The organism is Quisquiliibacterium transsilvanicum, from assembly GCF_014202215.1.
In the GTDB taxonomy this organism is placed as follows: domain Bacteria; phylum Pseudomonadota; class Gammaproteobacteria; order Burkholderiales; family Burkholderiaceae_E; genus Quisquiliibacterium; species Quisquiliibacterium transsilvanicum.
Genome location: NZ_JACHGB010000005.1, coordinates 208,312 through 230,333, shown reverse-complemented (window position 1 = coordinate 230,333; position 22,022 = coordinate 208,312). Strand labels below are relative to the sequence as shown.

The following is a 22,022-nucleotide window of genomic DNA, read 5'->3' as shown; positions in this document are numbered from 1 at the left end:
CACGGCATGCGCAAGCTGCTGCGCTGGAAGTTCGCCTCGGAGGATCCCGGCAGCTTCGAGCTCCACCTGATCGAATACATGCGGTACTCAGTGCCGCCGGAAGGCGAGATTCCGTTCGGCCTCGACGTCACCGCGCCGCGCAATGCCGAACTGCACCTGCGCGTGCAGCTGCGCTCGCCCGAGGGCTGGCTGGCCCGGTCGCCGGTGCTGGCGATCCACCCGGGCAGGGCGAGCCGCGTCGAGTGGGCCGGGCCGTCGGCGAGGGAAGACGGACAGGAGCTCGCCGGTGCTGGCCGGTGACCGATGGCAACAGGAGGCCGCCGATGAGCAAGGCAGGATTGCGGTTCGTGCTGGCGGCGCTCCTGGCGGCGGTGCTGGCGCTCGGCGCGTGGTGGTACTGGTCGCCCCACCTGGCGGTGCGCTCCATGCTGGAGGCCGCGCAGCAGCGCGACGCGGAGCGCTTCAATCGCTACGTCGATTACCCGCGGGTGCGCGAGAGTCTCAAGGCCCAGTTCGGCGCGCGCGTCGGCGAGCTGGCGGGCGACGGCCGGGGCGACGGCGCCGACCGGGCGATGTCCGCGCTGGGCTCGCTGCTGGCGACCGCGCTCGCGGACCGCTTCATCGACGCGATGGTGCGGCCCGAGGTGGTGATGCGCGCGATGGCCGAGGCGAGGATGCAGGCGCCGCCGGGGCGGGAGGAGAGGCGGTCGGGCCAGGACGGGGGCGGAAGCGCAAACGGGGGAAACGGGGAGAGCGACTCTAGCGAGCGTCCGCGCCGCGGCGTCGACTGGCGCTTCGAGCGCAGCAGCGCCGACCGCATCGTCGCCTGGGGCGGGCGGCCCGGCGCCGGGCTCGAGGAGCGCACCGGTTTCGTCTTCGAGCGCAGCGGCTTCGCCACCTGGAGGATGACGGAGATCCGGCTGCCCTGAGGACGGCCGCACCAATGGAGACGACTGATGGGCTGCATGCCTGGATCGGAGCGGAAGTGAACGCGTCCCGGGATCGTGGGCGAGGTACATCCGCAGTGAAATCCCCGCCGACGGGTGCGCTCGCCGTTGCAGGTCATCGCCATGGGCTCGCCCAGCCGGCGATGACCGTGGTCGTGCGCATGACGACCACTGCTGACCCGAGGCATGGGCTGCCGCGGATCGACCAGTGGCTCGTCGAGGCGCTGGGCATCGACCCGAACGCACGTGGGGAGCCTCGCGTTGCGCCGGGCGTGCGCGCTCCGACCGCGGCGGTGCACGCGGCCTGGCGGCTGCTGCTGTTCGCGGGAGAGATGCTGCGGCTGCTCAAGCTGCCCTCGTTCGAGCCGGGCTGTGTGCTGGCGCTGGAGCCTGAGCGTGGTGGGCCGGGCGCCTGGCGGCTGGCCGCGGCGGTGCCGTTGGTCGAGCACATGCCCCGGATCGTCTACGACGCGGCCTACTCGAAGGCGTCCGCCTTCCTCGACTGGATGCAGCGGACCCCGTGCACGCCGCCGAACGCCGCCCTGCTGCACGGGAGGGTGGAGGACGAGTTCCTGGGCGTGCTGAAGGACCGCGTTCCGGGCGGCCTGTCGACCATCCCGATCCTCGAGGCGGCGCACCGGCGGGGCATTCCGTTCCGGCACCTCGGCGGCGGCGCCTATCAGCTGGGCTGGGGCCGCAATGCGCGGCGCGTCGAGCGGGGCGCAGTCGACCTGGACTCTGCGATCGGATCGAAGCTCTCGCACGACAAGCATCTCACCGCGCAGGTGCTGCGCGGAGCGGGCCTGCCGGCGCCGGTGCATCTGCCGGTCCGCTCGGAGGAGGCTGCCCTCGAGGGGGCCCGGCGGCTGGGCTGGCCGGTGGTGATCAAGCCCGTGGACCGTGACCGCGGCGAGGGCGTGACGGTGAACGTGTCCGACGAGGCGGCGCTGCGCGCCGCCTGCGCGGCGGCGTTCGCGTTCTCGCCCAGGGCGCTGGTCGAGCGCCAGGTGGCGGGCGTCTGCCACCGACTCCACGTTGCCGGCGGGCGCCTGCTGATCGTCTCGAGACGCCTGCCGAAATCGGTCAAGGGCGATGGCCAGCGCACCGTGGCGGAGCTGATCCGTGCCGCCAACGAAGAAGAGGGCCGCAAGCCGCCCTGGAGCCGCCTCAAGCCCTTTCCGGACGATGCGCTGGCGTTCGCCTCGCTGCGCGCGGCGGGCCTGGCGCTGGACTCCATTCCGGAGGAAGGCCGCTGGGCGCCGCTGCGGCCGATCCAGTCGGTGGCCTGGGGTGGCGTCGTGGAGGACTACACCGGGACGATCCACCCCGACAACGTCGAACTGGCGCTGCGCGCCGCCGAGGCACTCGGCCTGTCGGCGGCCGGCATCGACGTGATCTCCACGGACATCCGTGTGCCGTGGCACGAGAACGGGGCGATCGTCAACGAGGTCAACTACGCGCCGCAGACCGCGCCCAGCGCCGCGGGCCGGCACATGCTCGAGTCCTTCCTGGACCGGTACTGCCCGGAGAACGGGCGCATCCCGGTGGAGGCGGTGATGGGCGGCGCTTCGGCGCTCGCGTTCGCCCTGGCGCGCCAGCGGGCGCTGGGGGAAGAGGGAGTGGCCTGCTACCTTGCCGCGCACGATGCCTGCGTCGGCCCCGGCGGCGCTCCGGTCACGCTGGCGGCCGACGGCCTGTCCGACCGCGTCAGGGCGCTGCTGATGCGCCCGGACGCAGGCGCGCTGGTGATTGCCGTGCGGACAGACGAGTGGCTGAACAGCGGCCTGCCCGTCCACCGCTTCGACCGCGTCACGGTGCTGGACGAACCGCTGCTGTCCCTGGAGCCGGGGAGCGACGCCGACGAACCGGCGCGACGACGGCGCCTGGCGGGGATGTTGCGGGCCGCAGCCGCAGCCGCAGCCGCAGGCTGATCAGCGCCCAGAGGCCATCCAGGCGCGCGCCGCGGACATCAGCGCATCGCCGGTGGCGGTGAGCCTGCCGTGGCGGCGCACCACCTCGTCACCCGCGGCGAAGTTGCGGGCGTCGGCCTCGCGTGCGGCGCCGGCCTCGTCACGGCCAGCGGCATCGAGCAGGCCGCTCTCGAGCAGTCGTCCCATCGCCCAGTGCATGCGGGCCGAGACGTAGGTGGCGTGGTAGATGCCGTCCATCGGGCGCTCGTCGATGCGCAGCGGCGAGGGATAGAGCTCGTCGTCATCGTTGAGCACCAGGGCCTCCTCGGCGGCGAAGCCGTAGAGCAGCATGTGCGCGCTCTCGTGGGCGAGCACCTCGAGCAGCGCCACCGGGCTGCGCGACAGCCCCACGTTGAGGAACAGCGCCCCCCACAGCATGTAGCAGGAGCCGCCGTCGAACTGGTAGCCCCTGCGCTCCTCGCCGGAGACCATCACCAGCTCGGAGACCAGCGCGTCGAACTCGTCGGCCAGCGCCGGAGTGGCGGCGCGCATCAGCGCCATCGCCTGCGGAAGCTCGCGCTCGAAGCGTTCGGCGCGCTCCGGCGAGGGCGGCAGGATGACGAAATCGGAGTCCGGCTCGCAGCCCATCATGCGCGAGTAGCGCTCGCGATGCGCAGCGAGGCCGGGATGGTCGAAGGGGATGACGCGCGTCGCGCCTTGCCGCGGCTGTTCGCACGCCAGCGAGACGAACAGCGCCTCGGCGTCGGCCAGCCGGTCCTCGGACAAGGCGATGACGAGGTCGGAATAGAGGCCGAAGGTGGATGGGGGCAGTAGTTCGCCCCTGGCCAGCGCCTGGGACAGCCCCGCGATGGCGGGGACGTCGAAACGGACGTGGCCCGCGCAGCGTTCGGCGATGTGGTCGAGACTCTCGGCCAGCGAGCGGCGCATCCGCAGGTCGAGCGCGCGCGCGCGCGCGCCGTCCGGCAGGAACCGGAAGTCGTCGAGCAGGTTCACTTGGGAAGCAGGCTGTGCCGGTGCCGCGCCCGCGGAGCGTCTGGCGCGCAAGGCACCGCACCGGAGCGGCGCGGGCACGCGGGCATGGCCGGAACTACGCGGGAACTCAGGCGGGAGAGATGGTCTTCATGCCGACCTTCATGCCGATCTTGGCTCCGACCTTGACGCCGGCCTTCTCGCCGATCTTGGAGCCCACCTTGGCGCCGGAGGCGGCGGCGCCGTTCTGCTGGATGATCTTGAAGCCAAAGAGCTTGGAGGGGTCGAGCTTGACGGTTTGCATGGGGTCTTCCTCTTGGAGTGCTGCCAAGTATCGCTTGCGGCATCGGCGCAGCGCAAGCCGGCCCGTCGCGCGGCCGATGAAACGCCTGTCCGTCGCGGGAACTCAGGACCGCTCCCACGCGTGATACCGCGCCACCCACTCGAGCAGCTTCTTCGGCGCATGCGCGCGCTTCCACTCGCCGGCCGCGTACTTGTTCGCTTCCGCCATGGTGGGGTAGGTGTGGATGGTGCCCAGGATCCTGTTCAGCCCGAGGCCGTGCTTCATCGCGAGCACGTACTCCGCCAGCAGATCGCCGGCGTGGTGGCCGACGATGGTCACGCCCAGGATGCGGTCCTTGCCCGGCACGGTGAGCACCTTGACGAAGCCGTGCGCGTTGCCGTCGGCGATCGCGCGGTCCAGGTCGTCGATGCCATAGCGGGTCACCTCGAAGGCGACGCCCTGCTCGAGCGCCTCGCTTTCCGAGAGCCCCACGCGAGCCACTTCGGGATCGGTGAAGGTGGTCCAGGGGATCACCGAGTAGTCGGCGCGGAACTTCCGCAAGCGTCCGAACAGAGCGTTGACCGTGGCATACCAGGCCTGGTGCGCGGCCACGTGGGTGAGCTGGTAGGGGCCGGCCACGTCGCCCACCGCGTAGATGTTCGGGTAGTGCGTCTGCAGCCAGGCGTTGGTCTCGACGGTGCGCTTCGGCGTGAGCGGGATGCCCAGCTCCTCCAGTCCGTAGCCGGTGACGCGCGGGCTGCGGCCTACGGCGCACAGCAGCTGGTCGAAGGGCAGGGCGATCTCGCGCTCGCCCGCGCGCACCACCAGCCGCTTCTCGCCATCGACCACCTCGGCGCGCACCGCCTGGTGCCCGGTGAGCACGGCGACACCGTCGGCGCGCAGCGATGCGGCCACCAGCTCCGAGACGTCCGGGTCTTCGCGCAGCATCACGCGCGGCGCCATCTCCACCTGCGTGACCTGCGAGCCCAGGCGCGCGAAGGCCTGCGCAAGCTCGCAGCCGATGGGGCCGCCGCCCAGCACCACCAGCCGCCGCGGAAGATCCTCGAGGCCCCACAAGGTGTCGCTGGTCAGGAAGCCGGTGTCCTGCAGCCCCGGGATCGGCGGCACGAACGGCGAGGCGCCGGTGGCCAGCACGATGCTGCGCGTGCTCAGCGTCCGGATGCCGCCGTCGGCCAGCGTCACCTCGACGGTCCACGGGCCGGTGATGCGGGCATGGCCCTGCAGCACTTCCACGCCCAGGCCGGTATAGCGTTCGACCGAGTCATGCGGCTCGATCGCCCGGATCACCTGCTGCACGCGGCGCATCACCGCCGGGAAGTCCACGTCGCCGCGCGCCTCGCGGATGCCCAGGCGGTGGGCCTCGCGCAGCTCCTTGGCCATCGTGGCCGAGCGGATCAGCGCCTTGCTCGGCACGCAGCCGAAGTTCAGGCAGTCGCCGCCCAGCCGGTGGCCCTCCACCAGCGTCACCTTGGCCTTCACCGCGGCGGCGATGTAGGCGGACACCAGCCCGCCCGCACCCGCGCCGATCACCACCAGGTTGCGTTCGAACCGCTTCGGCCGCGGCCAGCGCGCGTATACCTTGCGTGCCTGCAGCCAGCCGACGATGGCCTTGGCGATCAGCGGGAAGATTCCGAGCAGCACGAAGCTGCCCAGCAGCGCTGGCGACAGAACGTCCGCCGGCGAGCGGATCGCGGCCAGCTGGGTACCCGCGTTCACGTACACCGCGGTGCCGGCCAGCATGCCGATCTGGCTGACCAGGTAGAAGCGGCCCGCGCCGATCGGCGTGAGGCCCATCAGCAGGTTGATCAGCCAGAACGGGAACACCGGCACCAGGCGCAGCGTGAGCAGGTAGAAGGTGCCGTCGCGGCGGATGCCTTCGTTGATCGAGGCCAGCGTCTTGCCGAAGCGCGACTGCACGGTGTCGCGCAGCAGGTGCCGCGACGCGAGAAAGGCCAGCAGCGCGCCGAGACTGGACGCGAAGGAGACGACCAGCAGGCCGGTCCAGAAGCCGAAGACGGCGCCGCCCGCCAGCGTGAGCACCACGGCGCCGGGAATGGAGATCGCGGTGGCGAGCACGTAGATCGCGAAGTAGGCGAGCAGCATCGCGATCGGACGCGACGCGTACAGCCCGGCGAGCGCGTCGCGGCTGTCCTTGAGCCGCTCGAGGGTGAGCAGCTCGCCCAGCCCGAAGTGGCGGTACAGCGCGACGAGCAGGATCGCGGCGGCTGCGGCGCCGATCCACAGCCAACGCCGCGCGGGCGCGGCCATCAGGCGGCCGCGCGCGATGGCGCGGCTTCTCTGCCGAAGGTCGGGCCGTTTGTCTCGGCGCGCGCGGTCGCCGTCGCGGCGCGGCCCGGTTCCTGGCCCTCGACCTCTTCGCGGTCCGCGCCCAGCGCACCGCCGCAGCTGCTGCCCTGCCCGGCGGTACAGCCATAGCAGTGCCCGGACACGCGGATGGCCTCGCCTTCGGGGTCATTCGTCAGCAGGTCGCGCAGGTGCGCGCGCGACTTGCCGGCCAGGCCCGCGGGCAGCCCGAGCATCTGGTTGAAGTCGCAGTCGTTCAGCCAGCCCTGCCAGTCGACGCTGACCAGGCTGCGGCACATCACCGTGTCGAGGTTCTCGGGCCGGTACGCGCCGCGCAGCAGCGCCATGTAGCCGTCGAAGGTTCCCTTGCTGACCAGCGTGCTGCCGAAACGCTGGATGGGCATGTTGGCGAGCGCGAACAGGTGGTCGAAGCTGATGCCGAAGTGCTGCATCAGCTCGCGCTTGTAGTCCTCTCCCAGGGCCTCCTGCGGCGGCGGCAGCGAGGGGCCCTGCGGGTTGTAAACCAGGTTCAGCACCAGTCCGCTGCGCGCGTCGCCGTAGCCGAGCGCGTTCAGCCGGCGCAGCCCAGTGATGCTGCGCTCGAAGACGCCGTCGCCGCGCTGGCGGTCGACGTTGTCGCGCGAGTAGCAGGGCAGCGACGCGGTGATCTCGACGCCTTCGCCTGCAAGGAAATCCGCGAGATCTTCCTGGCCCGGCTCGGAGAGGATGGTGAGGTTGCAGCGGTCGATCACGCGCACGCCCAGTGCCCGCGCGCCCCGCACCAGGGCGCGGAAGTGCGGGCTCAGCTCCGGGGCGCCTCCGGTGAGGTCGAGTGTGCCGATGCCGCGCGCCTTGAGCACCTCGAGCACCAGCGCCGCGTTGTCCGCGTCCATCATCTCGGTGCGGTTCGGGCCTGCGTTGACGTGGCAGTGCAGGCAGCTCTGGTTGCACCTGTAGCCCAGGTTGACCTGCAGCGTCTCCAGGCGATGGCGGCGCAGGCGCGGGAAGTCGATCTTGGCCAGCAGCGGCAGGGTGTCATGCATCGGGGTCGGTCCTTCGATCGGATCGTGTTCGTGGAAGCCAGTTCGCAGCCAGGTGCGTTTCGGTTACATCCTGCCTGAAGCGCGGCGCGGCGGAGCCCGGCCGTGGGAGAATCCGCGGCGCACGGGGCGGCCGGCCAGCGCAGGACCTGCCGCGGAGCCGGGTGTAACCAGACCACGCACCGGAGCGAAATGGCAGGAGATGCCGCGGGAAACGACTTCGAATCGGGCCTGAAGCCGCTCTGGGTGCGCGCACAGACAGGAGACGAGGCTGCCTATCGCGAGTCTCTCGAGCGGATCGCCGCGCGGCTGCGCGGCTACCTGCGCAGGCGGATGCAGGGGGCGCCAGACGACGTCGAGGACCTGGTGCAGGAGATCCTGCTCGCGCTGCACCTGCAGCGCGGCACCTGGGACCCGGCGCTGCCGGTGAGCGCCTGGGTGCTGGCGATCACCCGGCACAAGCTGGTCGATCTCTGGCGCCGCCGCGGGCGACGGGAAGCGCTGAACGGGGTTCTGGAGGAGGTCGACGAGTCGCTGCTGGCGGTGGCGCCGGATGCCGGCGAGGCCAGGCGAGACCTGGACCGGCTGCTGCTGGAACTCCCGGAAGCGCAGCGCCAGGCGATCCTGCTGACCAAGGTCGAGGGGCTTTCGGTGTCCGAGGCCTCGCGCCGGACCGGGGTGTCCGAGTCGGCGATCAAGGTGCAGGTGCACCGGGGCCTCAGGCGCCTGGCCGCGTTCGTGAAGGGTGGCTGACCATGAAGACCGAAGCGCTGATCGATCTGCTCGCTAATGGCGCCGGGCCCGCGCCGCGTGCCGTGGCGGCGCGCCGGCTGCTGCCGGCGGCCCTGCTGGGCGTGCTGCTCAGCGTCGTGCTCGCGCTCGCGCTGCTGGGGCCGGTTCCTGCGTCGATGTACGCGACGCCTGCGCCGTGGATCAAGTTCGGCTACGCGCTGGCGCTGGCGGCCGCGGGGGGCTGGCTGGCGGCGCGGCTGTCGCGGCCGGTGGCCAGGCTGGGCACGCCGCGTGCCGTGCTTTCGGCCGTGCTGACGGCGATGGCGCTGCTGGCAGCGTACGCGCTGCTCACGCGGCCGGCCGGCGAGCGGCTGGCGGCGGTGCTCGGCCATTCGTGGCTGGCGTGCCCGTGGAACGTCCTTGCGTTCTCCCTGCCGGCGCTGGCTGCCGTTCTCTGGGCCGTCCGCGGGCTGGCGCCCACCCGGCCGCGTGCCGCGGGCTGCGCCGCCGGCCTGTTCGCCGGCGCGCTGGGCGCCTTCGGCTATGCGCTGGCCTGCACCGAGGACTCCACCGCCTTCGTCGCGATCTGGTATTCGGTGGGCATCGGGCTGACTGCGCTGCTCGGGGCGCTCGCCGGGCCTCGCGTGCTGCGCTGGTGAGCACGCGCTTCCCGGCCGAGCTCGGCGCAGGTCACTGCTGACCGGCGCGGCCGGTACCCCGGCCTCCGCGCCAGGCTCAGCCTGGCTTCACCGCAACCTTCAGCACGCCGTCGCGCTGGTTCGCGAAGAGCTCGTAGGCCTCGACGATGTCGTCGAGCTTGTACTGATGGGTGACCAGCAGGCCGAGGTCCAGCCGGCCGGACTCCAGCACGTTCATCAGGCGGCGCATGCGCTCCTTGCCGCCGGGGCACAGCGCGGTGTTGATCCGATGGTCCCCCAGGCCGGCGGCGAAGGCGTCCAGCGGGATGGTGAGGTCGCTGGAGTAGACGCCGAGGCTGGAAAGGGTGCCGCCCGGCTTGAGCACCCGCAGCGCGGACTCGAAGGTGGACTGCAGGCCGAGGGCCTCGATGGACGAATCCGCGCCGCGGCCGCCGGTGATGCGCATGACTTCGGCGATCACGTCGTCGGTCTTGAAGTTGAGGGTGACGTCCGCCCCCAGCTTGCGCGAGATGTCCAGCCGGTGGTCGTTGCCGTCGACCGCGATGATGGTGGTGGCGCCGAGCAGCCGTGCGCCCGCGGTAGCGCACAGGCCGATCGGACCCTGCGCGAACACCACCACGGTGTCGCCGATGCGGATGTTGGCGTTCTCGGCGCCCTTGAAGCCGGTGGACATGATGTCCGGGCACATCAGCACCTGCTCGTCGGTGAGTCCGTCGGGGATGGGCGCCAGGTTGGCCTGCGCGTCGGGCACCAGCACGTACTCGGCCTGGGTGCCGTCGATCAGGTTGCCGAAGCGCCAGCCCGCGGTGGCCTTGTAGCCGTGGCAGCCGCAGCGGCCGCTGGCTACCAGGTAGCTGCCGTCCTGCGACGGCACGCCGTCCTGCGCGGCATACGAGTTGAAGTTGGGGCAGATGGCGCCGGCGATCACGCGCTGGCCCTCGGCATAGCCCTGCACCGCGCTGCCCAGCTTCTCGATGATGCCCACCGGTTCGTGACCCACGGTGAGCCCCTTGGCCACCGGGTACTCGCCCTTGAGGATGTGGACGTCGGTGCCGCAGATGGTGGTGGTGGTGATGCGCACCAGCGCGTCGTTGGGGCCGACATCCGGAATGGGCTTCTCGGCGATCTCGATCCGGCCGGGCTCGACGAAGACGGCGGCTTTCATCATTCGGGGCATGGCGTTCCTCGGTGTGTTGCGTACGGCCCGATGCTGGTCGCGCGGGGTGACTCGATGATGTCGGGGCTCATTATCCGCGAGCCAGCGCGATTCCCCCCAGCACGACGGCGGCGATGAACAGCGTTTCCGCGACCATCATCGCCACCGGCTTCCAGCCCAGCTCCGCAAGCTGCATCAGCGAGGTCTTGACGCCGAGCGCAGCGATCGCGACCACCAGGCACCAGCGCGAGACTTCGCCGAGGCCGCGCGCAACTCCGGCCGGCACGACGCCCGCGCTGTTGAGCGCCACCAGCAGGACGAAGGCCACCAGGAAGCCGGGCAGGATGGGCGGGCGCTTCCCCTGGGCGCCGGAACCGCCGTGCCCGTTGCGGAACAGGTGCGCGAACAGCACCACCACCGGCACCAGCATCGCAACGCGCAGCAGCTTGACCAGCGTGGCGCCGTCGCCCACTTCCGGCGAGATCATGAAGCCCGCGCCGACCACCTGGGCGACGTCGTGGATGGAGCCGCCCAGGAAGATCGCCGCCTGCCGGGCGTCCAGCCCGAGCTCGCCGGCAATCGTCGGGTAGAACACCATCGCGATCGTCGACAGCGTGGTCACGCCGACCACCGTGAGCAGCGTGAAGCGCTGCTGGTCCTTGCCCGCCGGCAGCACCGCGGAAATGGCCAGCGCGGCGGATGCCCCGCAGATGGCGACCGCGCCGCCGGTGAGCAGGCCCTCGCTGGCAGGGCGCCGCATCAGCCTGGCGAGCAGCCAGCCGAAGGCGATGGTTCCGGCCACCGCTGCAACCACGATCGCGGCCGGCGCTGCGCCGAGCGCGACGATCTGCTCGAGGCCGATGCGTGTCCCCAGCAGGGCGACGCCGAAGCGCAGCACGGTGCGCGAGGCGAATTCGAGACCCGGCTTCAGGCGCCGACTCTCGGCGGCGAAGTTGAAGGCCATGCCGAGCATCAGCGCAAACAGCAGCTGCGGCCCCTGGTAGCGCTCGGCGAGGTAGCTGGCGGCGAGTGCGATGGCCAGGGCGGCGAGGGAACCGGGGGCGGCGGCGAGGGGGCGCATGCTGGCAGGATTCTGCACGATCCTCGGCACGGCACCGCCGCGGCGGCGGGCGACGCTGCCTGTAAGCCGTTTGTGGCAGCTGTAACGCCGCGTAAGGCCGCGGGACTTCCGCCCGGGCGCGCCGGAAGATGGGGGCACCTTCCAGGAGGAGACCCGAGATGAAATCCAGATACAGCACACTTGCCGCCGCGATTGCCGCGGCGGTCTTCGCCTTCGGCGCCACCGCTGCATCGGCCGACCCCCGCGGCGATCGCGGCGAGCGCGGCGCGCGGCACCAGGACGACCGGCGCGGTGCCCAGCACTGGCAGCGCGACGGCGGGCACCGCGACGCGCAGCGTTCGCACCGCGCCGGATATGACCGGGACGATCGCAGCTGGCGCAACGATCACGACCACCGCCGCGCGGCCCCCGCGTACCGCCATGGCCCGCCGCCGCATGCGCGTGGCGGCGGCCGCGGCGCGGGACCGCGGCACGACCTCTATGCGGGCCGCTACGTGCCGGCCTACTACCGGACGCCGCACTACGTGGTGCGCGACTGGCACGGCCACCGGCTGGCGGCGCCGCCGCGCGGCTACCACTGGGTGCAGACCGGCGCCGACTACGTACTGATCGCCATCGGCACCGGGCTGATCGCGCAGGTGGTGCTGGGCTGGTGACGCGACGTGCCGGGCCAGGAGTCCGGCACGATCGCTGCGGCGTCCGCCCGTTTCTGGAAGGCGCGCTGCGCGCCGGGTGGCGGCTGCGGAGGTAGTCTGCAGACTCCCTGCCCGTAGCGCTGCCGCCGATGTCCGTATTTCCACCCTTGTCGAATTCCCCCGAGCGCCAGCGCTGGAAGATGCTGCTGGCACTCACCTGCGCCTTCGCGCTGAGCCAGGCCTACCGCACGGTGGCGGCGATCATGGCGCCCTCGCTGCAGCAGGATTTCGGCCTGTCGGCTCAGGGCCTGGGCCTGTTCTCGGGGATGTTCCATCTGGCCTTCGGCGGCCTGCAACTGGCGATGGGCATCGGGGTGGACATGCACGGTGTGCGCCGCACGGTGCTGGCGGCCTTTCCACTGGCCATCGCCGGGGCGCTGCTGTCGGCGATGGCGCCGGGCTTCGGCACGCTGCTGCTGGGGCAGGCGCTGATCGGCATAGGTTGCGCGCCGGCCTTCCTGGTGTGCACGGTGTTCATCGCGCGCCAGTTCCCGCCGCACCGCTTCGCGTCGGTCTCCGGCCTGGTGCTGGCGATCGGCGGCATGGGCATGCTGCTCACCGGCACGCCGCTGGCCTGGCTGATCGAGGCCTGGTCCTGGCGGGCCGGCTTCCTTGCGCTGGCGCTGCTGTCGGTGCTGGCCTGGCTGGCCGTGCTGCGCTGGGTGCGCGAGCCCGCAGCGGGGCAGGCGGGCAGCGTTCGGCGCGAGACGCTGGGCGGGGCGCTGCGCGGCTTCGCGCAGCTGTTCACCTTCCCGCACACCTGGGGGATCCTGGCGCTGGGCGCGGTGTCCTATGCGTCTTTCGTCACGTTGCGCGGCCTGTGGCTGGGGCCGATGATGGTGGAGCGCCACGGGTTGTCGCTGGTGGAGGCGGGCAACGTGGCGGTGCTGGTGACGGTGGTCGCGCTGGTCGGGCCGCCGCTGTTCGGCCGGCTCGATCCCGGCGAGCGGACGAGGCGCCGGTGGATCGTCGGCTACGGGCTGGCGTCGGCGGCGCTGTTCGCGGTGGCGGCCTTCGGGCTGGGGCTGGCCGGCGACCTGGCGGTGCTGGTGGTGCTGTCGCTGGTGCTGGGCTTCATGGTGCTACAGTACGCGGACGTGCGCAGCGCCTATCCGATGGCGATGACCGGGCGGGCGCTGTCGCTGTTCACGATGTCGATGTTCCTCGGGGTGGCGCTGGTGCAGTGGCTCACCGGGCTGGCGGCTGGAGCCGCCCAGGCTGCGGGGCTGCCGATCCCGGCGGTGGTGCTCGGCGCGCTGGCTGCGATCCTGGCTGCCGGGGTCGCCGCCTTCGCCTGGCTGCCGCGGCCGCCCAGGCCGGGGCAGCACTGACCGATCGCGCTCGCTGCACGGCGATGGGGCCGGCCGGGGCGCCGCTGGTCCGGCCGCCGCGGCGGCCGGACCGGACTCAGCCCGCCGCCTGCGTCGCGGTGTAGCCGGCCTCCTCGATCGCGGCCTTCAAGGCCTCGACCGAGGCGCCCGCTGCCTCCACCGACACGCGGTGCGCCGGCAGATCCACGTTCACCTCGGCGCCGGCGTCCACCGCCTTGACCGCTTCGGTGATCGCCTTGACGCAGTGGTTGCAGCTGATGTCGGGGACTTCGAATACGACCATTCCTGTTCTCCTCTTGGCTCGGGACGGCGAATGCCGCCGATGCAGGAAGTGTGAACCTTGCCGCGGTGGCAAGGTCAAGTGCCCTCACGCGCCGCGGTAGCGGGGCTCGCGCTTTTCCAGGAAGGCGCGCACGCCTTCGGCGAAGTCCTCGCCCTGGACGCCGAGGATCTGGTTGCGGTCCTCCAGCGCCAGCACCGATTCCAGGCTCGGCATGTCGACCGCGTGGTCGAAGGCGTCCTTGGTCAGCCGCAGCCCCAGCGGGGTGGCGCGCAGCAGGTCGGCCAGCAGCGCGTCGATTTCGACGTCGAGCGCATCCTCCTCGACCACCGCGCTGACCAGGCCGAGTTCCAGCGCGCGCTGCGGCTCGATGAAGCGGCCGGTGAGCATGTAGTGCTTGGCCAGCGAGGTGCCGAGCATCCGCGGCAGGAAGTAGCTGACGCCCATGTCGCAGGCGCTCACCCCAAGCTTGATGAAGGCTGCGTTCATCCTGCCCTGCGGGGTGGCGATGCGCAGGTCGGCGGCGAGCGCGATTCCCATGCCGGCGCCTGAGGCCGGGCCGTTGAGCGCAGCGAGGATCACCTGCGGCAGCCGGTGCATCTCCAGCATGATGTCGCGGATTCGCCGCTGCGCGCGCAGGCCGTCGGAGATGCCGCCGGCTGCGCTGCCGGTCTTGGCGCTCTTGAGGTCGAGGCCTGCGCAGAAGGCGCGGCCGGCGCCGCGCATCACGATCACGCGCAGCGCGTCGTCGTCGCGCGCCGCGCGCAGGAAGCGCGTGAGGTCCGAGACCAGCGCGTCGTCCAGCGCGTTCAGGCGTTCAGGGCGGTTCAGCGTCACGCGGGCCACGGGGCCCACGCGCTGGACGATCAGAGTGGGGTAGGCGTCGTTCATCGGGGCGTCTCCTGCGTTCATCGTGGCGGCAGGCTAGCCGATGGCGCACGGCGCCGTGCGCCGCCCTGTCTCGATATGGGCAGGCGAAGGCTACTCCCAGCGCTGCCGATAGCTGAAGGTCGGCAGGCCCCAGCCCCGCCAGATCGCGAGCAGACGCAGCCCGAGACCGAAGGCGAAGCAGATCGAGGTGTTCAGGTCGGGCGCCACGCCTGCCTTGCCGAGCCCCAGGAACAGCAGGCAGACGGCCAGCGAGACGCTCGCGTACAGCTCCCGCCGGAACACGATCGGCACCTGGTTGCAGAGAACGTCACGGATAACGCCGCCGAAGATGCCGGTGATCATTCCCGACATCACGATTACCGCCAGCGGGTAGCCCATCTCGCGGGCCACGTTGCAGCCGATCAGCGAGAAAGCGACCAGGCCCATCGCGTCCAGCACCAGGAAGATGCGCTTGAGGTGGTGGACGTGGGAAGCAAGGAGGATCGTCAGCAAGCCCGCCGAGATGACCAGGTAGATGTACTCGGGGTGCTGGGTCCAGCCGATCGGGTAGCGGCCGAGGATCAGGTCGCGAACGGTTCCACCGCCCAGCGCGGTGACGAAGGCGATCACGGCGACGCCGAACACGTCCATGTTGCGCCGGCCCGCAGCGAGGGCGCCGGCCATGGCTTCGGCGGCGATGGCCACGAGGTAGACGACGGTCAGCATGCGGGGACCTCGCACGCAAGGGCGGGTCGCGCATGCGGCGACGAAGGGGCGAGAACGGACATCGGGAGGCGTCTCCAATGCAGGCCGGACCTGCTTTCGTTGCGGGTCCGGTGGGCCTCTCCCCCTGTCCTTTTACCTGAGAGTTTCGGCTGCGCGGGCAGCCTGCCCCTTCGGTGGACCGGCTCGCGCGGTGCGGCGGTCTCTCTCCAGTCGGCGAAATGTTCCTGCGGTCCGGTGTGCCTGAGCGATGATGGGAGCTTGCGCCTTCGGCGGAGGCGGCTTCGCCTCTCTCTCCCGCAGAACCTGCGGATTATCGAACGGCTCCGGGTGCGGCGTCAAACACGTCCCCAACGGACCGGGGCGGGCCGCCCGAAGGCCTGCCCGCCCCGACCTGGCGCAGCGGCGCCGCGCCTGCGACGGGCGGACCGTGGTCCGCCCGTCGCAGGCGCTCAGCGGCGCGCCGCCGCAGCGCCGGCCAGCGCGGGCACCGCGGGCGCCCGCGTGCCGAGCAGGCCGATCACGACCTGCCAGATCACCGCGAAGGCGCCGACGATGAACACCACGTCGCCGAAGGTGCGGATCCAGCGCAGCGTCTCGAGGAAGGGCTGCTGCAGGAAGGCCTCGCTGCGCGCATACCAGAGACCTTCGCTCACGCTGGCGTGGAACTGGAAGATGCCGATCGGCAGCAGGCTGGTCGCGATCATCAGCACCAGGCCGGCGTTGAGCCACCAGAAGCCGGTCTTCATCAGCCGCTCGCTGAACACCAGCTCCGGGCGGAGGTAGCGCAGCACCAGCAGCGTGAAGCCCAGCGCCAGGAAGCCGTACACCCCGAACAGCGCAGCATGCGCATGCACCGGCGTGGTGTTGAGGCCCTGCAGGTAGTACAGCGAGATCGGCGGGTTGATCATGAAGCCGAAGACGCCGGCGCCCAGCATGTTCCAGAAGGCCACTGCGATGAAGCACATCAGCGGCCATTTCAGCCGGGCCATCCAGGGGGCGCGGTTCTTGAGCCTCCAGTTCTCCCAGGCTTCGTGGCCCAGCACCACCAGCGGCACCACTTCGAGGGCGCTGAAGGACGCGCCCACCGCCATCACCGGCGTCGTGGTGCCGGCGAAGTACAGGTGATGGAAGGTGCCCGGCACGCCGCCCAGCATGAACAGCGAGGCCGAGGCGAGGCTTGCCGTGGTGGCCATGCGCGCCGAGACCAGGCCCAGCGTGGAGAAGACGAAGGCGAGCGCCGTGGTGGCGAACACCTCGAAGAAGCCTTCCACCCACAGATGCACCACCCACCAGCGCCAGTACTCCATCACCGAGAGGTGGGTGCGCTCGCCATAGAACAGGCCGGCGCCATAGAACAGGCCGATGGCGATCACCGAGGCGCTGAACAGCGCCAGCAGGTTCTTGTCGCCGGGGTTGCGGAAGGCGGGCAGGATGCCGCGCAGCATCAGCACCAGCCAGAACAGGATGCCGGTGAACTTGCCGATCTGCCAGAGACGGCCGAGATCGACGTACTCGTAGCCCTGGTGTCCCAGCCAGAAGTTCAGGTGCTCGGGCATCACCTGGGCGATCGCCAGGTAGTTGCCGGTGTAGGAGCCGACCACCACCACGACCAGCGCCCAGAAGAGGATGTCGACCCCCAGCTTCTGGTACTTCGGGTCCTTGCCGCCGTTGATCAGCGGCGCGAGGAACAGGCCTGCGGCCAGGAAGCCGGTGGCGATCCAGAACAGCGCGCTCTGGATGTGCCAGGTGCGCACCAGCGAGTACGGGAACCACTGCGACACGTCGATGCCGTAGAACTCCTGGCCCTCGACGGTGTAGTGCGCGGTGAAGCCGCCCAGCAGCACCTGCAGTCCGAACAGCGACACCACCAGGAACAGGTACTTGCCCAGCGCGCGCTGCGACGGCGTGAGCGGCACGCGGGTGAGCGGATCATGCGCCGGAGCCGCCGGCTCCTCTTCCTCCTTGCGCATGAAGGCCCAGGCCCAGATCAGCAGGCCGACGCCGGCCATCATCACGACCACGCTCGCGATCGACCAGATCAGGTTCTCGGCGGTGGGCCGGTTGTCGATCAGCGGCTCGTGCGGCCAGTTGTTGGTGTAGGTCGCGTCGGTGCCGGGGCGCTCGGTGGAGGCGGCCCAGGCGGTCCAGAAGAAGAAGCCCGCCATCTTGGCGCGGCGCTCCGCGCTGGGCAGCGTGTTCTCCTTCATCGCGAAGCTCTCGCGCGAGCCGCGCAGGGCGGGGTCGTCGCTGAACAGCCGGTCGTAGTAGGCGGCGGTCTGCTCGATGGCCCTGGCGCGCAGCGCCGACACGGTGGCCGTGTCGGTGGCGGCGTCGTAGGGCCCGTTGCGGTACTCCGCCTTCATCTGCGCGCGCAGCGCGGCCTGGGCGCCGACGTCGAGCGCGTCGTAGCGCTTGCCGTGCGCCTTCTCGGCAGCGAGATCCAGCCAGGCGACCAGCTCGCGGTGCAGCCAGTCGGCGGTCCAGTCCGGCGCCTGGTAGGCGCCGTGGCCCCAGATGGAGCCGAGCTGCATGCCGCCCACCGACTGCCAGGCGGTCTGGCCGTCGAGGATGTCGTCCTCGGTGTAGAGGACGCGTCCGTCCGCGGTGACCACCTTGTCGGGGATCGGCGGCGCCGAGCGATAGACCTCCGCGCCGTAGTAGCCGAGCAGGCCGAAGGTGACGGCCAGCACTGCGATGAGGATGAACCAGAGTCTGCGATACCTACCCACGATGGGCCTCCCGGTCTTGGGGTACTTCGTCGTCGTCGGGGCCCTTGAACAGGACCTCGTTTTCAAGTGCGATGTGCTGGAGCAGGTCTTCGCGGAACTCGGCGATGCCCGCGTGGAGCGCGCGCCAGGTGCCGCAGGCGTCCGCGGGGAGCGCATTGCCGCGGGTGATGGCGTCGAGCTCGCGCAGGGCCTCGCCGTGCTGTTCGTGCTCCATGCGCATCACGGCGATCGGTCCCTGGGCCAGCGGCGGAAAGCCGCGCGCCAGCAGCGGGAAGAGCACCTGCTCCTCCTTCTGCATATGGCTCTCGAGCTCCTGCTGCATGGCCGCGAGATGGTCTGCCAGGCCGGGCGGGCAGTCGTCACGGTCGCCGTGCACGCGCTCCACGGTGCGCGCCAGGCGGACCAGTTCGGAGAGCTGCTCGCGGTGGCGATCGTGGTACCTGGACAGGATGTGCTCTATCAGGGCGGCCGGCGGACCGTTGCGCCAGCCGGCTGCCGACTGTTCGGAGGGGGTCATTCGAATCCCGTTCATGCTTGTTGAGGCATGTTTTCCCTTGCATGTTGCAGGCCAGCATTGCGGTATAGAAAAATCAATGACTTGCGAGGGGGAAGGGTAGAATGCACCGCAGCATATTGGGGTCAAGATGACCCGAAAAGGGTAATCAGGACCATGATCGAAACGCTGCTGCTGACCGACCTGGTCGCCGACCTGCCGCAGGCGGTGCGCCTGCAGCGCCTGGTGACCACGCTGCGCGGGCACTTCCGCTGCGGCGCCGTGGCGCTGCTGCGGCTGGAGGAGGAGCACCTGCGGCCGGTGGCGGTCGACGGGCTGGTGCGCGAGGCCCTGGGCCGGCGCTTCGCCGTGGGACAGCATCCGCGCCTGGCGGCGATCCTGTCGCGGCGCGAGGTGACCTGCTTCGACCGCGACAGCACGCTGCCCGATCCCTACGACGGCCTGCTCGACACTCTCGTGGGCGAGCCGTTGCCGGTGCACGACTGCATGGGCGCCAGCCTCTACGTCGAGGGCCGCCTCTGGGGGGCACTGACACTGGATGCGCTGAAGACCGGCACCTTCGACGAGGCGGCCCAGGCCGAGCTGCTGCGCTGCTCGGTGCTGGTCGAGGCGGCCATCCGGGTGAGCCGGCTCGAGGAGGAAATCCATGCGCTGAGGCTGTCGCGCGCGCCGGGCGGAACGGTGCGGCCCGGTTCCCCGCAGGAGCAGGGGGAAGAACTGGAGATCATCGGCCAGAGCGAGACCTTGTTGCGCCTGCTGCATGAGCTGGAAGTGGTGGCCGACTCGGAGCTGCCGGTGCTGCTGCTGGGCGAGACCGGCGTCGGCAAGGAGCTGTTCGCGCGGCTGCTGCACCGGCGCTCGCGCCGGCGCAACAAGCCGCTGGTGCACGTGAATTGCGCGGCGCTGCCGGAGTCGCTCGCCGAGAGCGAGCTTTTCGGCCACGTGCGCGGCGCGTTCTCGGGCGCGAGCGCCGACCGGCCCGGGCGCTTCGAGGCGGCCGACGGCGGCACGCTGTTCCTCGACGAGGTGGGCGAGCTGCCGCTGCCGATCCAGGCCAAGCTGCTGCGCGCGCTGCAGAACGGCGAGATCCAGCGCCTGGGCGCGGACCGGCCGCGGCGCGTGAACGTGCGGGTGATCGCCGCGACCAACCGGCAGCTGCGCGAGAGCGTGCGCGACGGCGGCTTCCGCGCCGACCTCTACCATCGGCTGTCGGTGTACCCGGTACCGATCCCGCCGCTGCGCGAGCGCGGCAACGACGTGCTGCTGCTGGCCGGGCGCTTCCTCGAGCTGAACCGCGCGCGCCTGGGCCTGCGCAGCCTGCGGCTGGCGCCCGAGGCGGAGGATGCGCTGCTGCGCTACCCCTGGCCGGGCAACGTGCGCGAGCTGGAGCACGTGGTCAGCCGTGCGGCGCTGAAGGCGGTGAGCCGGGGCGCGGACCGCGCGGACATCGTGACGCTGCCGCCGGAACTGCTGGACCTGGACGGCGTCAGCCGGGGGTCGTCCGGCGGCCTTGCCGGGCCTGCGGCAGGACGCTGGGGCTCATCGGGCGAGCCCGCCGACGGTGGCGGAACGGTCGGCAGCAGCGGGACGGCCGCGGGCGGCGACGGCGGCGGGCCGCAGGAAGACCTGCCGCTGCGCGACGCGGTGGATGCGCTGCAGCGCCAGCGCATCCGCGCCGCGCTGCAGGCCTGCGAGGGCAACTGGGCGCAGGCGGCGCGCCGCCTGGGGCTGGATGCGAGCAACCTGCATAAGCTCGCGCACAGGCTTCGGCTGAAGTAGCCGGCGAGGGCCGGCAATCGGTCGCCGGCCACCTTGCGCTCGCTCAGATCACGAAGAACCCGTGCGTGCCGTCGCGCCCGAGCTGCTCGACCAGGCCGAATTCCCAGTCCAGGTAGCCCTGCATCGCTTCGACCGGATTGTCGGTGCCCTCGTAGGGGCGCCGGTAGCGGTCGATCCGCGGCGAGGCCAGGCGCTGCTCGCCGGATTCCATCGGCAGGCCGGCGGCCGACCAGGCGTCGGTTCCGCCTTCGAGGACATGGATCGATTCCGGCGGCACCAATCGTGCGAGATCGGCGGCGGCGAAACGGGCGAGCACGCCGTCGGGCGAGGCGAGCACGTAGCGGGCCGGCGCGGGCTGCGCTGAATGGATCGCTGCGAGCGCCTCGGGCAGCTGCGAGCGCAGCGCGAACCAGGCGCCCGGCAGGTGGGCTCTCACGTGTGTGGCGCTCGCGGCCAGGTCGAGGATCACGACCTGACGAGGTGGTGGCGCGGTGCCATCAACGCTGGCGCCGCTGCTCGCCGCGAGGCCGAGCCATTCGGCCAGGCGGGCGGGCGACACCGTCGCGGTGGCGGGGGACGGCGGCAGCGCCGCGGCAGGCTTGCCCGTTTCGCTGAAGTCGCCGGCGGCCAGCCCGTCGAGCACGTGCACCTCCCAGCCCATCTGGGCCAGCCAGGAGGCGGTCATGTGGGCGCGCACGCCGTCGTCGTCCACCAGCACGATGCGCGCGCCGCGCACCGGCACGCTGTGGTCGGTCTCCTGCACCAGCTGGCCGCCGGGAGCGCTGGCCGAGCCCGGCAGGTGGCCGGCCGCGAATTCCTCGGGCGTGCGCACGTCGAACAGGCAGGTGGTGCGGTCCGCGTCGCGGCGCCAGGCGTCTAGCGAGGCGCGCGTGGCGCGGCCTACGCCGGCGCGGTCCGCCACCGCGCGGGCGCGTGCTGCGGCGTCATCGCGCTGCGCGCCCGCGGCCGGGTCGAAGCGCCGGGCCTGGCCGTGCTCCAGCGACTGGCCGGCGAGCGTCCAACCGATGGTGCCGTTGCGCAGCGCGGCTACCGGGTTCGGGATGCCGAAGTTGACCAGCGATTGCGTGCCGATGATGCTGCGCGTGCGGCCGGCGCAGTTGACGATGACGCGGGTGGACGGGTCAGGTGCGAGCGCGCGCACGCGCAGCGCGAGCTCGGCGCCGGGCACGCTGATGCCTCCGGGGATGCTCATCGTGTTGTACTCGTCGAAGCGCCGCGCATCGAGCACCACGACGTCCGCCTTCGAATCGAGCAAGGCCTTGACCTCCTGCGCGCTCAGCGAGGGCGTGTGCCGCTTCGATTCGACCAGCTCGCCGAAGGCCTTGCTGGGCACGTTGACGTCGCGGAACAGCTCGCCGCCGGCATCGCGCCAGCCGGCCAGGCCGCCCTCGAGCAGGCCGACGTCGGTGTAGCCGAGCTCGGCCAGCCGCAGGGCAGCACGCGGCGCGAGGCCCACGCCGTCGTCATAGACGACGATGCTCGTGTCCCGGCGCGGGATGCGCGCCCAGGCCTCGGGCTCGATGCGCGACAGCGGCAGGTTGGCGGCGAACAGCGGGTGCGCTTCGGCGAAGGGCGCCTCCTCGCGCACGTCGAGCAGCGCGATCTCGCGGCGCTCGAGCAGCGCTGTGCGCACCCACTGGAAATCGCGCTGCGCCGGGCGCGCAGCAGCGGGGGCCGCGGAATGGGCGGGTCGGTTCGGTCGGTGGGGGAGCATCTTCTTCGGGCCTGCGGGGATGTTGGGCGATGTTGCGCGATGAGCGCGATGAGCGCGATGAGCGCGATGTTAGCGCGGCCCGCCGCTTCGCCCCGTGCGCGCCCCGCGCTCGCCCCGCGTGTCGACGCCGCGTAACATCCAGCCTCCGCTCGAGTCGGCGCGCAGCGGGTTTGTCGACCGATAGGTCTTGTCCGGGAAGGGAATCGATGGGTTCGCTGACGATGCGTGCGGTCGCGCTGG

Annotated in this window: 20 protein-coding genes and 1 riboswitch; of the genes, 8 read left to right on the top strand and 12 right to left on the bottom strand. The window is 71.4% G+C overall.

The annotated features are described in order from the left end of the window. Positions 1-6: 6 nt before the first annotated feature. From HNQ70_RS13545 to HNQ70_RS13535, 3 genes are all read left to right on the top strand, one after another. A complete protein-coding gene (locus HNQ70_RS13545; RefSeq protein ID WP_183968484.1) occupies positions 7-300 on the top strand; it encodes a hypothetical protein in 294 nt (97 codons plus the stop codon). A 23-nt stretch (positions 301-323) separates the two neighbouring features. Next, entirely contained in the window at positions 324-929 is a 606-nt protein-coding gene (locus HNQ70_RS13540; protein ID WP_183968481.1) for a DUF2939 domain-containing protein, read from the top strand. A 95-nt stretch (positions 930-1,024) separates the two neighbouring features. Continuing rightward, a complete protein-coding gene (locus HNQ70_RS13535; RefSeq protein ID WP_183968479.1) occupies positions 1,025-2,878 on the top strand; it encodes an ATP-binding protein in 1,854 nt (617 codons plus the stop codon). On the opposite strand, the gene HNQ70_RS13530 is transcribed toward HNQ70_RS13535, so the two are convergent. The 4 genes from HNQ70_RS13530 to arsS form a co-directional block, all read right to left on the bottom strand. After that, entirely contained in the window at positions 2,879-3,871 is a 993-nt protein-coding gene (locus HNQ70_RS13530; protein WP_183968477.1) for an aKG-HExxH-type peptide beta-hydroxylase, read from the bottom strand. Between the two features lie 106 nt (positions 3,872-3,977). Next, positions 3,978-4,151, bottom strand: a complete 174-nt coding sequence (locus tag HNQ70_RS13525) for a hypothetical protein (RefSeq protein ID WP_183968475.1) — start codon at positions 4,149-4,151, stop codon at positions 3,978-3,980. A 102-nt stretch (positions 4,152-4,253) separates the two neighbouring features. Then, positions 4,254-6,419, bottom strand: coding sequence for an FAD-dependent oxidoreductase (locus HNQ70_RS13520; protein WP_183968473.1), 2,166 nt, complete (start codon positions 6,417-6,419; stop codon positions 4,254-4,256). Further along, complete coding sequence (gene arsS, locus HNQ70_RS13515) at positions 6,419-7,498, bottom strand: arsenosugar biosynthesis radical SAM (seleno)protein ArsS (RefSeq protein ID WP_183968471.1); 1,080 nt, start codon at positions 7,496-7,498, stop codon at positions 6,419-6,421. The genes HNQ70_RS13520 and arsS overlap by 1 nt, the downstream gene beginning before the upstream one ends. Before the next feature lie 189 nt (positions 7,499-7,687). On the opposite strand from arsS, the gene HNQ70_RS13510 reads away from it, so the two are divergent. Then, positions 7,688-8,248: a sigma-70 family RNA polymerase sigma factor gene (locus HNQ70_RS13510; RefSeq protein WP_183968469.1), complete on the top strand. Its 561-nt coding sequence runs from the start codon at positions 7,688-7,690 to the stop codon at positions 8,246-8,248. A 2-nt stretch (positions 8,249-8,250) separates the two neighbouring features. Then, entirely contained in the window at positions 8,251-8,886 is a 636-nt protein-coding gene (locus HNQ70_RS13505; RefSeq protein ID WP_183968467.1) for an NrsF family protein, read from the top strand. Positions 8,887-8,962: 76 nt separating this feature from the next. Here the strand turns inward: HNQ70_RS13505 and HNQ70_RS13500 are convergent, their stop codons facing one another. Then, positions 8,963-10,063 (bottom strand): NAD(P)-dependent alcohol dehydrogenase, encoded by a 1,101-nt coding sequence (locus HNQ70_RS13500; protein WP_183968465.1) that lies wholly within the window; start codon positions 10,061-10,063, stop codon positions 8,963-8,965. A 70-nt stretch (positions 10,064-10,133) separates the two neighbouring features. Continuing rightward, positions 10,134-11,123 (bottom strand): YeiH family protein, encoded by a 990-nt coding sequence (locus tag HNQ70_RS13495; protein ID WP_183968463.1) that lies wholly within the window; start codon positions 11,121-11,123, stop codon positions 10,134-10,136. Between the two features lie 158 nt (positions 11,124-11,281). Between HNQ70_RS13495 and HNQ70_RS13490 the strand changes: the two genes are divergently transcribed. Both HNQ70_RS13490 and HNQ70_RS13485 read left to right on the top strand, forming a co-directional pair. Further along, a complete protein-coding gene (locus tag HNQ70_RS13490) occupies positions 11,282-11,779 on the top strand; it encodes an RcnB family protein (protein ID WP_183968461.1) in 498 nt (165 codons plus the stop codon). Positions 11,780-11,907: 128 nt separating this feature from the next. Further along, on the top strand, positions 11,908-13,149 hold the full coding sequence (locus tag HNQ70_RS13485) for an MFS transporter (RefSeq protein WP_425504371.1): 1,242 nt from the start codon (positions 11,908-11,910) through the stop codon (positions 13,147-13,149). Positions 13,150-13,225: 76 nt separating this feature from the next. Here the strand turns inward: HNQ70_RS13485 and HNQ70_RS13480 are convergent, their stop codons facing one another. The 5 genes from HNQ70_RS13480 to HNQ70_RS13460 form a co-directional block, all read right to left on the bottom strand. After that, the gene (locus tag HNQ70_RS13480; RefSeq protein WP_183968459.1) at positions 13,226-13,432 is read right to left on the bottom strand and encodes a heavy-metal-associated domain-containing protein; all 207 of its coding nucleotides are present in this window, start codon (positions 13,430-13,432) and stop codon (positions 13,226-13,228) included. Positions 13,433-13,516: 84 nt separating this feature from the next. After that, positions 13,517-14,320 (bottom strand): enoyl-CoA hydratase/isomerase family protein, encoded by an 804-nt coding sequence (locus tag HNQ70_RS13475; protein ID WP_183968457.1) that lies wholly within the window; start codon positions 14,318-14,320, stop codon positions 13,517-13,519. A gap of 90 nt (positions 14,321-14,410) precedes the next feature. Then, the gene (locus HNQ70_RS13470; protein ID WP_183968455.1) at positions 14,411-15,025 is read right to left on the bottom strand and encodes a trimeric intracellular cation channel family protein; all 615 of its coding nucleotides are present in this window, start codon (positions 15,023-15,025) and stop codon (positions 14,411-14,413) included. A gap of 217 nt (positions 15,026-15,242) precedes the next feature. Next, positions 15,243-15,332, bottom strand: a riboswitch (glycine riboswitch). A 142-nt stretch (positions 15,333-15,474) separates the two neighbouring features. Beyond that, positions 15,475-17,754, bottom strand: coding sequence for a cbb3-type cytochrome c oxidase subunit I (locus HNQ70_RS13465; protein WP_183968453.1), 2,280 nt, complete (start codon positions 17,752-17,754; stop codon positions 15,475-15,477). Then, a complete protein-coding gene (locus tag HNQ70_RS13460; RefSeq protein WP_425504370.1) occupies positions 17,747-18,271 on the bottom strand; it encodes a hemerythrin domain-containing protein in 525 nt (174 codons plus the stop codon). The genes HNQ70_RS13465 and HNQ70_RS13460 overlap by 8 nt, the downstream gene beginning before the upstream one ends. A gap of 153 nt (positions 18,272-18,424) precedes the next feature. Here HNQ70_RS13460 and norR point away from each other — a divergent pair, with 153 nt between their 5' ends. Beyond that, positions 18,425-20,047, top strand: a complete 1,623-nt coding sequence (gene norR, locus HNQ70_RS13455; RefSeq protein ID WP_183968444.1) for a nitric oxide reductase transcriptional regulator NorR — start codon at positions 18,425-18,427, stop codon at positions 20,045-20,047. Positions 20,048-20,090: 43 nt separating this feature from the next. On the opposite strand, the gene HNQ70_RS13450 is transcribed toward norR, so the two are convergent. Beyond that, positions 20,091-21,782 carry a rhodanese-related sulfurtransferase gene (locus HNQ70_RS13450; protein ID WP_183968442.1) on the bottom strand — a complete coding sequence of 564 codons (1,692 nt, stop codon included), beginning with the start codon at positions 21,780-21,782 and terminating at the stop codon, positions 20,091-20,093. Between the last annotated feature and the right edge of the window lie 240 nt (positions 21,783-22,022).